At 71.0% G+C, this 10,715-nt stretch carries 16 protein-coding genes; 5 read left to right on the top strand and 11 right to left on the bottom strand.

The annotated features are described in order from the left end of the window. Positions 1-26: 26 nt before the first annotated feature. Positions 27-974 carry a LysR family transcriptional regulator gene (locus HF526_RS03330; protein WP_169379731.1) on the bottom strand — a complete coding sequence of 316 codons (948 nt, stop codon included), beginning with the start codon at positions 972-974 and terminating at the stop codon, positions 27-29. Between the two features lie 137 nt (positions 975-1,111). Between HF526_RS03330 and HF526_RS03325 the strand changes: the two genes are divergently transcribed. The 5 genes from HF526_RS03325 to HF526_RS03305 are packed head-to-tail and all read left to right on the top strand — an operon-like array spanning position 1,112 to position 4,263. Then, a complete protein-coding gene (locus HF526_RS03325; protein ID WP_169379730.1) occupies positions 1,112-1,453 on the top strand; it encodes a hypothetical protein in 342 nt (113 codons plus the stop codon). Between the two features lie 42 nt (positions 1,454-1,495). Further along, complete coding sequence (locus tag HF526_RS03320) at positions 1,496-2,368, top strand: AAA family ATPase (protein ID WP_338051262.1); 873 nt, start codon at positions 1,496-1,498, stop codon at positions 2,366-2,368. Positions 2,369-2,387: 19 nt separating this feature from the next. Further along, on the top strand, positions 2,388-3,524 hold the full coding sequence (locus HF526_RS03315; protein ID WP_169379728.1) for a VWA domain-containing protein: 1,137 nt from the start codon (positions 2,388-2,390) through the stop codon (positions 3,522-3,524). A gap of 17 nt (positions 3,525-3,541) precedes the next feature. Continuing rightward, positions 3,542-3,826, top strand: coding sequence for a hypothetical protein (locus HF526_RS03310; RefSeq protein ID WP_169379727.1), 285 nt, complete (start codon positions 3,542-3,544; stop codon positions 3,824-3,826). After that, positions 3,823-4,263 (top strand): hypothetical protein, encoded by a 441-nt coding sequence (locus HF526_RS03305; protein WP_169379726.1) that lies wholly within the window; start codon positions 3,823-3,825, stop codon positions 4,261-4,263. The genes HF526_RS03310 and HF526_RS03305 overlap by 4 nt, the downstream gene beginning before the upstream one ends. Before the next feature lie 168 nt (positions 4,264-4,431). On the opposite strand, the gene HF526_RS03300 is transcribed toward HF526_RS03305, so the two are convergent. The 10 genes from HF526_RS03300 to HF526_RS03255 all read right to left on the bottom strand — a co-directional run bounded on the left by HF526_RS03300 (position 4,432) and on the right by HF526_RS03255 (position 10,619). Further along, positions 4,432-4,785 (bottom strand): hypothetical protein, encoded by a 354-nt coding sequence (locus HF526_RS03300; RefSeq protein ID WP_169379725.1) that lies wholly within the window; start codon positions 4,783-4,785, stop codon positions 4,432-4,434. After that, positions 4,782-5,084 carry a hypothetical protein gene (locus HF526_RS03295; protein WP_169379724.1) on the bottom strand — a complete coding sequence of 101 codons (303 nt, stop codon included), beginning with the start codon at positions 5,082-5,084 and terminating at the stop codon, positions 4,782-4,784. The genes HF526_RS03300 and HF526_RS03295 overlap by 4 nt, the downstream gene beginning before the upstream one ends. A gap of 2 nt (positions 5,085-5,086) precedes the next feature. After that, entirely contained in the window at positions 5,087-5,356 is a 270-nt protein-coding gene (locus tag HF526_RS03290; protein WP_239028234.1) for a hypothetical protein, read from the bottom strand. A gap of 97 nt (positions 5,357-5,453) precedes the next feature. Beyond that, on the bottom strand, positions 5,454-5,681 hold the full coding sequence (locus HF526_RS03285; RefSeq protein WP_169379723.1) for a hypothetical protein: 228 nt from the start codon (positions 5,679-5,681) through the stop codon (positions 5,454-5,456). Between the two features lie 28 nt (positions 5,682-5,709). Continuing rightward, complete coding sequence (locus HF526_RS03280; protein ID WP_169379722.1) at positions 5,710-5,964, bottom strand: hypothetical protein; 255 nt, start codon at positions 5,962-5,964, stop codon at positions 5,710-5,712. Between the two features lie 13 nt (positions 5,965-5,977). Then, a complete protein-coding gene (locus HF526_RS03275) occupies positions 5,978-6,559 on the bottom strand; it encodes an SRPBCC family protein (protein ID WP_169379721.1) in 582 nt (193 codons plus the stop codon). Positions 6,560-6,574: 15 nt separating this feature from the next. Further along, positions 6,575-8,959 carry an aerobic carbon-monoxide dehydrogenase large subunit gene (locus tag HF526_RS03270; RefSeq protein ID WP_169379720.1) on the bottom strand — a complete coding sequence of 795 codons (2,385 nt, stop codon included), beginning with the start codon at positions 8,957-8,959 and terminating at the stop codon, positions 6,575-6,577. Between the two features lie 11 nt (positions 8,960-8,970). Beyond that, complete coding sequence (locus tag HF526_RS03265) at positions 8,971-9,516, bottom strand: (2Fe-2S)-binding protein (RefSeq protein WP_169379719.1); 546 nt, start codon at positions 9,514-9,516, stop codon at positions 8,971-8,973. A gap of 1 nt (position 9,517) precedes the next feature. Further along, complete coding sequence (locus tag HF526_RS03260; RefSeq protein WP_169379718.1) at positions 9,518-10,387, bottom strand: FAD binding domain-containing protein; 870 nt, start codon at positions 10,385-10,387, stop codon at positions 9,518-9,520. Position 10,388: 1 nt separating this feature from the next. Further along, positions 10,389-10,619, bottom strand: a complete 231-nt coding sequence (locus HF526_RS03255; RefSeq protein WP_169379717.1) for a hypothetical protein — start codon at positions 10,617-10,619, stop codon at positions 10,389-10,391. Positions 10,620-10,715 lie beyond the last annotated feature (96 nt).

Below are 10,715 nucleotides of genomic sequence, written 5' to 3'. Positions count from 1 at the left end.
CGCACCGAAGAGCGCCGACTCGCGGGTCAGCTCCAGATCGTCACGTACACCGGTGGGCGGAACCGCGACGGCGGCACCCCGGCGCCGGGCGCGCGCAGCAGCCGCATCGCCTCCGGGGTGCCGAGGAAGTGCCGCAGCGAGCCGGCCGCGACCGAGCGCCGGTCGGTGGGCAGCGTGGTGGCGTGCCAGACGATGTCCAGCGGCGTGCCCGGCACGTCGACGACCTGCAGTTCGCGGCGGCGCAACTGGTGCACGGCCAGGTGCGCGATCGCCGGTGCGACGCCCGCCCCGCGCGCGGCGGCGTCCCACGCGGCGGTCTGGTTCGGGAACACCCGCAGCCGTGACTCCGGCACGCCGAGCCCACGCAGCAGCCGGCTCACGTCGCTGCCCGGGTCGGTCGCCGCGGACTCGACGAGCCACGGCCACTGCGCCGGCGACCCGCGGAAGCGGGCGTCCGGGGCGCCCAGCACCACGAGCCGGCACCGGAAGATCGCCTCGCTGACCAGGCCGAGGCTGCGGTCGCCGCCGAGATACGGGCCCAGCGCGAGGTCGGCCAGCCGCTGCGAGACCAGCACCGCCATCTCGTCGGTGGCCGCCACCCCGGCGGAGACCTCGATCGACCCCGAGGACCGTGCCGTGAAGGCGTCGGTCAGCGGGCCGGCCACGAACTCCACGATCGAACTCGGGGCGGCCAGCCGCAGCTGCTCCGGGGCACCCTTGGCCGACCGGACCGCGGCCTCGGCCTCCGCGCCGAGGGCGACCATCTGCGCCGCGATCGTCAGCAACCGGCTGCCGCCCGCGGTCATCGTCATCCCGTTCCCACCACGGATGAGCAGCGGATCGCCCAGGTACTTGCGCAGGGCCGCCAGGGCCTGGGACACAGCGGGCTCGCTGACCGAGAGTGCGTTGGCCGCCGCCTTCACCGAACCGAGGCGGGCGACCAGCACGAACGCAGACAGCTGTGTCAACGTCATGAACACAGTGTGACCTGCAGCACCGCCCATCTGGACCTAAGCGAAGGCTTATTTGTGATTTGTGCCTCGCTGCCGGCTGGTCCACGATGCGCAGACCACAACCGACGCGCGAGCGTGCAGCGGGAAGGAGCTCGGGGATGACCGGAGAACCGCAGAACCGACGCCCGGCCGAGGACCGCGCCGACGACGGAGAGCAGGCACTCTCCGTGCTTCGTGGGATCTGGTCGGCCCAGGGGCAGACCAGCGCCGAGCTCGAGGAACGCTTCGGCACCGGACACACCAAGGTCTGCAAGAACATGAAGGACATCGGCTTCGGTGGGATGGCGCCGGACGCGGTCGCCGAGGGGCCTGACGGCACCAACACCCCGGTGGGCTCCGACCTGCGCTCGGCCTGGCGGAACCGGCTCGAGCGCGAAGGCAAGCTGCACCCGCACGCCGTCAGCATCGGCGAGACCATCCGCCGCGACGCCGCGCGCTGATCGATGGGGCCGACCCGCCCGCACCTCGAGGAGATCCCTTTCGTGAACCAACCGGGCTCGGTCGCCGAGCTGACCGAGACGCTGCGCGCGGGCGGGTACCTGGCCGACCGCGGACTGGCCACCGCGGTCCATGTCGCACTGTCGCTGAATCGCCCGATGCTGCTGGAGGGCGAGGTGGGCGTCGGCAAGACCGAGCTGGCCAAGACGCTCGCCGCGGTCCTGGGCCGCAAGCTGATCCGGCTGCAGTGCTACGAGGGCATCGACACCAACCAGGCCATGTACGAGTGGGACTACGCCCGCCAGCTGCTGCACATCCGGGCGCTGTCCGAGCGCGGTGTCGAGGGCGAGGAGGCCGTCGACAAGCTGTTCGGGCCCCGGTTCCTCCTCGAACGCCCGCTGCTGGAGGCGATCAAGGCAGGCGACGGCGCGGTGCTGCTCATCGACGAGGTCGACCGCGCCGACGACGAGTTCGAGGCGTTCCTGCTGGAGGTGCTCTCGGACTTCCAGATCAGCATCCCCGAGGTGGGAACGATCAGGGCCGAGCGCCCGCCGCTGGTGCTGCTCACCTCCAACCGCACCCGCGAGCTGCACGACGCGCTCAAGCGCCGCTGCCTCTACCACTGGCTCGGGTACCCGGCGGCGCAGCGCGAGGTCGAGATCGTCACGGTGCGCGAGCCGAGCGTGTCCGCGGAGCTGGCGGCCAAGGTCGTCGCCGCGGTCAACCGGCTGCGTGAGCTGGACCTGGCCAAGCCGCCCGGCGTGGCGGAGACCATCGACTGGGCCCGCACGCTGGACTTCCTCGGTGAGACCGAGCTCGACGCCGAGGCCGCCGACCTCACCCTGGGCTCCGTCGTCAAGGACCACGACGACGCCGAACTGGTGCGCAGCCGGCTCGACGAGATCACCTCGCGGTAGCGATGACGGGGACTGCGCTGTGACGGCGGCCCCGGCCGGGCTGACCGGGGTGCTCGTCGACTTCGGCCGGGCCCTGCGTGCCGAGGGCGTGTCCGTCGGCTCGGGCGACATCCTCACCTTCTGCGCCGCGATGACCCCGCTGGACCCGACCGACCTGGTGGACCTGTACTGGGGCGGGCGGGTCTCGCTGGTCAGCCGCCGCGACGACATCGTGACCTACGACCGGGTGTTCCGGGAGTTCTTCCTCGACGCCGGCAACCCGGTGCAGGAACTGGTGAAGATCAAGGCCCGGGCGGAGTCCGAGGCGGAGACGGTGCTGGAGGTCGCCGCCGACCCGGGGGCCGAGGAGCCCGACGAGGAGACCGTCCTCGGGCTGATGGCGTCGAACGCCGAGACGTTGAAGGCCAAGGAGTTCTCCGCCTGCACCGACTCCGAACTCGAGGCGGTGCGCCGGATCATGGCCCGGATCCGGCTGGCCCCGCCGCGGCGGCGGACCCGCCGCACCCGCGCGGCGCGCCGGGGTCGCCGGCCCGACCTGCGCGCCACGATCCGCCGGTCGCTGCGGATGCACGGTGAGATGATCGACCTGCACTGGCGCCGCCGCCGGCTCCGGCTGCGCCCGCTGATCCTCATCCTGGACATCTCCGGGTCGATGGCCGACTACTCACGCGCGCTGCTGCAGTTCGCGTACTCGGCCAAGCGCGCGTCGTCGGGGTCGTTCACGGTCGAGGTGTTCTGTTTCGGCACCCGGCTCACGCATCTGACGAAGTCGCTGCAGACACGCAAGCCCGACGACGCGCTCGAGCGGGCCGCCCGGCTCGTCGTCGACTGGGAGGGCGGCACCCGGATCGGGGAGTCGCTCGACGCGTTCGTCCGGCACTGGGGGCGGCGGGGGATGGCCCGCGGCGGTGTCGTCGTGATCTGCTCCGACGGCCTCGACCGCGGCGACCCCGACGTCCTGGCCACCGCCATGGAGCGACTGTCGCGACTGTGCCACCGCATTGTGTGGATGAACCCGCACAAGGGAAACAACCCCGACTACCGCCCGCAGACCGTCGGCATGATGGTCGCCGACCCGCACATCGACGTGTTGCTGTCCGGTCACGACCTGGGCAGCCTGGAAGAGCTGGCCGCACTGCTCCCCGAGCTGGGCTAGCGAGAGAAGGAGAGCCGATGACGATCCGCTGGAGCGTCGGGGTCGAGGCCGAGGGCGACCGCATCTTCTCCCACGACGAGGTCGTCGAGCTGGCCGATGCCGTGGCGCCCCATGGCGGCATCGCCACCGGAATCGGCACGAACCGCTACGGCGCCCAGGTCGTCGTGGTCGCCGAGACCCGGGACGAGGCCATCGAACGCGGCGCCGCGACGTTCTCCGACGCCGTGCGCACGGCCGGCCTTCCGGAGTTCCCGATCGTACGGGTCGAGGCCATGAGTGAGGACGAGGACGGGGACGCGTGATCCGGCTCGGCTCGCTCGCCGGGTACGCGTTCTCCGGCCCCCGGCTGCTGGGCGGGTGGACCCCACCGGCCGAGCCGGGCGTCTACGCGATCTTGTACAAGCCGGACCCGGAGCGGGAGAAGTACGCGGTCATCTACGTCGGGCACGCCGACGACCTGTCCGCGGAGGGCTTTCCGTTCAAGCACCGCCGGGCGCACTGCTGGGTGCAGCGCGCGGGGTCGAAGTGGAAGGTGCACATCGCGACCCTGCAGATCCCCGGCGGCGGGCGCGGGCACCGGGAGATGGTCACGAACGAGCTGATCTCCGTCTACGACCCGCACTGCAACGAGCAGAAGTACGACACGGCGTGGCGCGCCGAGTGGATCGGGGAGTACTCCGACGCCCCCAACACCGCCCCGCTCCCGCCCCCGCGTCCGCCGGAGAAGCGCCCGCGCTGAGGGCCTCCGCTGCTGGCCCGGATGCCGGACGCTGCGATGTGGCGCTCCGGTGCGGTGATCGCCTGCCGTAGCGCAGCGTTCGGCGGCCCTGGGCCGCCCGCTCGTGGACACCGGACGCGACACGGCGCCGCACCCGGGGCAGGGGTGCGGCGCCGGTCCGGATGGCCGTCAGTCCACCGGAGCGAACCCGACGGCCTCGTGCAGACGTGACCGCCGCCGCCCGGAGGCGGGGACGGCCACCTTCGGCCGCTCGACGTTCGGCGAGGCCTTGACGACGATCTTCTCGGCGAACCCGTAGAGCAGCGGCAGCGCGCCGGCCACCGTGCCGCCGGAGCGGTTGATGTGCTCGACGCCCGGTCCGATCAGCGCGGCGTCGGCGTTGATCTGCCGGACGCTGTCCTCGCACGCCTCGAGGTTCGTCGCGATCCGGCCGAGCAGCGATCCGACCCAGAACAGGTAGAACGCGAGTCCGGCGATGAGCGCGGCGATGACGACGACGGTGAGGACGACCAGGGTGGTCATGCCGCCCCTCCGTTCGTGGTGGCCGGGGTCGGGATGCTCGGCAGCACCCGACCGAGGAACAGATGGTGTTGCAGGCCCTCGGCCAGCACCGCGTCGACGGCGTCACCGGTCTGTGGGATGAGCGCCGTGGACGCGGTGTTCCGCGTGATGGCCGACAACGTGTCCCGGATCTCCGCGACGCGCCTGTCGATGATCTTCACGAACCACACCAGCAGGCTCAGCAGTGCCGCCACGGCGAGCACCACGACGAACCCGGCGATGATGGCGATCCACCAGGCGGTGATCTCCTGATCGCTCATGGTTACCCTCCCAGCCTCTCGCGGCCGCGGCGCAGCCCGGCGGTGATGACCTCGGCGTGGTCGATGGTCTGGCGCAGCGCGGCCAGTGGCCGGGTGTTGCGCTCGGACTGCTGCAGGCCTGAGTTGATGACCTGCGCCTGCTCACCGATCCTGTGGGCCAGGACCAGGATCGGGACGACCAGGGCGACGACGACGAGGACCACGACGATCCCGATCCCGAAACCCAGGTACCACCCGAACATGTCCGGCTCGGCGGCTTGCGCGAGCGTCATGACGTCCTCCTCGCTACGGCGACCCGGCCGCCCGAATCCGACGACTCGTGCGCCGGAAAGTGCCGACTCGCGCTCCCGAAAGTGCCGACTCGCGGGGTCATACCGACTCGCAGAAGTCGCGGACCGGCTTGAGGTTGGCGTTCACCGACGGCAGCACGACCGGCACGGTGGACGTCGAGGCGGCGATGGCCTGCACCCCGCCGGTGAGGGTGGCGAGGGTCGTGCTGACGTGGCGCAGATGCAGGATCACCCGGAGCAGGCCCACGCCGGTGATGGCGATGATCAGGCCTGAGATGATCAGCGTCGCCCAGGCGGCTGCGGGCATGGCTGGTTCCTTCCTCGATCGGTGGTCATCACGGCAGCAACTTCGCGACGCTGCCCGCGTAGCGGGTCGCGCCGACCGCGACCTGGTGCACGGTCGCGTCGGTCGTGGCCAGCAGGCCGGGCACCGGTTCCAGTTGCCCGGCGAGGCGCCCGCCGCCGGCCAGGATGTCGTCGGCGGCCCAGCGGATCCGCTCGACCGCGGACAACACCCGGTTGAGCAGCGCGACCACGACCGGGAACACCACGAACAGCAGGATCGCGTTGCCGATCCACCACAGCGTCATGACTGCTCCTCTCTCAGGGGCGGGTGCTCGGGCCGAAGAACCGGCGGATGACCCGCTTGAGCGCCATCACCGCGGCCGACAGGCCGATGCCCAGACCGCTGGCCGGTTTCGCGGTCCGGGTCATGGTGGCGGTACCGCCGCCGCGACCGGCGTCGATGTTGTAGGAGATGCACTCCGCGAAGCTCTTCATCAGCACGCTGCTGACGTCGGAGATCATCCCGCGGCCGTACTGCGCGGCCGCGCCGGAGACCTGCAGGTCCTGGGTGACCTTGACGGTGGTCGCCCCGCCGCTCGCGGGCACCAGGGTGGCGGTCACCGTCATGTCCGCGGTGCCCTTGCCCTTGTCCTCCGAGCCGACCGCGTGGATCGCGATCCGCCGCGCGGCCTCGTCGGCCTCGACCATCCTCGCCGTGCCGGTGAATCCCAGCTTCACCGGCCCGAGCCGGGTGATGACCTTGCCCTGGTAGGTGCCGTCACCGAGGTCGTCGGTCAGCTCGGCACCGGGCAGGCAGGGCGCGAGGCCCGGCAGGTCCTGCATGTAGTCCCACACCTCGTCCACCGGTGCGGTGACCCGGAACTCGTTCTCGATCAGCATCAGTGATTCCCCCGCTCACTCGTTCCGCAACGGCGGCGCGCCGGAGATGTCCTTGCCGGTCCGGATGGCGTCCCAGACCCGGTCGGGCAGCAGCGGCATGTCGATGTTGCGCACACCGCTGTGCTCGATGGCGTTCATGACGGCGTTGACGAACGCGGCCGGCCCGCCGACCGCCGCGCACTCACCGACGCCCTTGGCACCGATGGGGTGGTGCGGGCACGGGGTGACGACCTCGTGCAACTCGAAGCCCGGGGTCTCCCAGGCCGTGGGCAGCAGGTAGTCCATGTAGTTCCCGCCGACGATGTTGCCCTCGGCGTCATAGGTCTGGAACTGCATGTTCGACATCGCGTAGGCCTCGGTGAGCCCGCCCATGATCTGCCCCTCGACGATCATGGGGTTGATCCGCACCCCGCAGTCGTCGACCGCGACCAGCCGCAGCACGTCCCAGACGCCGGTCTCCGGGTCGACCTCGACCGTCGCGATGTAGCAGGCGAACGGCCAGGTCAGGTTGGGCGGGTCGTAGTAGGCGTTGTTCTCCAGGCCGGGCTCCATGCCGTCGGGCATGTTGGTGTACGCGGCCATCGCGCACTCCTGGATCGTCACGCCCCGGCTCTCCGCCCCTCGCACGTAGAACCGGCCGAGCTCCCACTCGACGTCCTCCTCGGACACCTCCAGCAGGTGCGCGGCGAGCTTGCGGGCCTTCGCGCGGACCTTGCGGGACACCATCGAGACCGCCGCCCCCGCGACCGGCGTGCTGCGCGAGGCGTAGGTCCCCATCCCGAACGGCGCGGTGTCGGTGTCGCCCTCTTCGACGAGGACGTCGGAGGCCGGGATGCCGAGCTCGTGGCTGACGATCTGCGCCCAGGTCGTCTCGTGCCCCTGGCCCTGGGTCTTCGCGCCGGTGCGCAGGAGCGCCTTGCCGGTGGGGTGCACCCGCAGCTCGGCGGAGTCGAACATCTTGATGCCGAGGATGTCGTACTCGCGGCTGTTGCCGGCCCCGAGCGGCTCGGTCATCGTCGAGATCCCGATGCCCAGCAGCCTGCCGCGCTTGCGGGCCTCGGCCTGCTCGCGCGTGAAGTCCTCGTAGCCGATCGCGTCCAGCCCGATCTGCAGGCACGTGCCGTACTGCCCGGAGTCGACCAGGAACCCGAAGGGCGTGCGGGCCGGGAACGAGTCGTCGGAGCGCAGGTTGATGCGCCGGAACTCGGCCTGGTCCATGCCCAGATCGGCGGCCGCCGCGTGCATCATGCGTTCCTGGAAGAACATCGCCTCGGTGACCCGGAACGAGCACCGGTAGGCGACCCCACCGGGCGCCTTGTTGGTGTACGCACCCTGCGCGGTGATGTGGCCGTACGGGATGTCGTAGCAGGCGAACGCGGAGTGCACGAGCCCGATCTTGAACTTGCTGGGCTGGGCGTCGGAGAAGAACGCACCCTGGTCGGTGTCGGCGTGGAACCGGATGGCGAGGATCTTGCCGTCGGAGCGCAGCGCCATCTCACCGGTCAGGTACATGTCGCGGCCGAACCCGGTGGAGACCAGGTTGCCGGTCTTGTCCTCGATCCACTTCACCGGTTTGCCGGTGAGGATCGAGCACAGGATCGAGCACACGTAGCCGGGGTAGACGGGGACCTTGTTGCCGAAGCCGCCACCGATGTCCGGGGAGATGATCCGGATCATGTGCTCGGGCAGTTCCGCCACCAGGGACACCGCGGCCCGGATGATGTGCGGGGCCTGGGTGGTCATGTAGACCGTGAGCTTGCCCGTCGCGGAGTTGTAGTCGGCGACCGAACCGCAGTTCTCGATCGGCGACGGGTGGCTGCGCGGGTAGTGCAGCTTCAGCTCGGAGATCTGGTCGGCCCCGGCGAAGGCCCGATCGGTGGCCTCCTTGTCGCCGACCTCCCAGCGGTAGCAGACGTTGTCCGTCTGCCCCTCCTTGTCGTCCCGGATCAGCGGCGCCCCGGGTTCGAGCGACTGCATCGGGTTGACGATCGGCGGCAGCGGCTCGTACTCGACGACGATCGCCTCGACGCCGTCGCGGGCGATGTAGGGGTCGTCGGCGACGACACACGCCACCTCCTGGCCCTGGAAGCGCACCTTGTCGGTGGCCAGCACCGCCTGCGTGTCGTAGGACAGCGTCGGCATCCACGCCAGGTTGCGCTGCGCGGCCATCTCGCCGGTGAGTACCAGTCGCACCCCGGGGATCGCCCACGCCGCCGACGTGTCGATCGACGTGATCCGGGCGTGCGCGAGCGGGCTGCGCAGGATCTCCATGTGCAGCATGCCGGGCAGCACGATGTCGTCGACGTAGTTGCCCCGGCCGCGGATGAAGCGGGCGTCCTCCACCCGCTGCCGGCTCGCGCCGAGACCGCCGATCTTCACTTCGTCCAGTGCCTGTGACATTCCCTGCCTCCTCAGACCGCGACGGCGTTGTCGCTGGTGCCGGCGGCTGCCGCCTCGGCCCGCTGCTTCTGCGCGGCCCACAGCACTGCCTTGACGATGTTCTGGTAGCCGGTGCACCGGCAGAGGTTCCCGGACAGCCCCCAGCGGACGTCCTCCTCCGTGGGGTCCGGGTTCTCGGTGATCAGGGCCTTGGCGGCGAGCATCATCCCGGGGGTGCAGAAGCCGCACTGCAGGGCGTGCTCGCTGGTGAAGCCCTCCTGCACCGGGTCGAGTTCGCTGGGCGTACCCAGCCCCTCGACGGTGGTGACCTCGTGCCCGTCGGCCTGGACCGCGAGCATCGTGCACGACTTCACCGGGCGGCCGTCGTAGAGCACGGTGCAGGCGCCGCAGTTGGTGGTGTCGCACCCGATGTGCGTGCCGGTCAGCCCGAGGCCCTGCCGCAGCAGGTGGGCCAGCAGCAACCGGGGCTCGATCTCGGCGGTCCTGGGCTCGCCATTGACCGTGACGGTGATCCGGCGCTCGTCCACGCCGCCCTCCTTGGAGTTCACAGTGGACATGTCAGGCCGCCAGCGCGGTCCGGGGGCCGCCGAGTGCGCGGCTGACGAAGGTCTCGATGACGTGGCGCTTGTACTCGGCGCTGCCGCGGTGGTCGGGCTTGGGCCGGGCCGCCCCGGCGGCGAGCCGGGCCGCGCGGGCGATCACGTCGGGGTCGAGGGCATTGCCGGTGAGGGCCGCTTCGGCCTCGACGGCCTTGATGTTGTTGGCGCCCACCCCGGTCAGCGCGATGCCGGCTCGGATCACCTGGCCGTTCGCGGTCTCGAGCGCCACCGCCACGCCCGCCGTCGCGAAGTCACCGACCCGGCGCTCGAGCTTGAGGTAGGTGCCCGACACCGCGCCGCGAGCCGCCGGGACGCGGGCCTCGACCGCGATCTCATCGGGCGCGAGCGCGTTCTGGAACGGCCCGACGACGAAGTCCGCGGCCGGGATCGTGCGCCGGCCACGTGGGCCCTGGGCGACGATCTCGCCGTTCAGGGCCAGCATCACGGAGGCCCAGTCGCCCTGCGGATCGGCGTGGCACAGCGACCCGACCAGGGTGCCGCGGGTGCGCACGATCGGGTCGGCGACCAGCGGCGCCGCCGCGGCCATGGTGGGGTACCTGCCGGCCAGCAGCGTCGACCGCTCCAGGTCGGCGTGCCGGCACAGCGCGCCGACCCGCAGCGTGCCGTCGGCGTCCTCGTGGTGGTAGGCGAGCTCCGGGATGTCGTTGATGTCGACGAGCACTCCCGGTGCCGCGAAGCGCAGCTTCAGCAACGGGATGAGGCTCTGCCCGCCGGCGAGGACCTTGGCCTCGTCGCCGTACTCGGCCAGCAGTGCGCACGCCTCGTCGAGCGAGTGGGGAGCCTCGTAGCGAAAACGAGACGGGTACATCTCAGATCTCCTCTTCTGCGGCGCGGTGCCGGGCGGCCCGCTCGGGCTGGGCGGGCTCACTGATCGCCACGGGGAGTGACTCCTCCTCGGGGTCGGGGCGCGGCTGCTGGTGCGGCGGCCACGGTCCGGCCACGGGCTGGCCGGCCACCTTCATGAAGTCGACGATGGCGGGGAAGGACCAGATCGTCGGGCTCTTCCCGGTCTTCGGAGCGTTCTCGATCAGTTCGAACATGCGTGGATTGCGTCGGCTGTGCCCACTGGACTCGATGGCCATCGTCGGCTCGCCCTTTCGGCGGTGGTGCGGAAGTACCGCTGGTCGGTCCGGGTG

It is taken from the genome of Pseudonocardia acidicola, assembly GCF_012911935.1.
GTDB classification, from domain to species: domain Bacteria; phylum Actinomycetota; class Actinomycetes; order Mycobacteriales; family Pseudonocardiaceae; genus Pseudonocardia; species Pseudonocardia acidicola.
The sequence above is the reverse complement of the archived record's forward strand: the minus strand, read 5'-3'. Positions and strand labels throughout refer to the sequence as shown.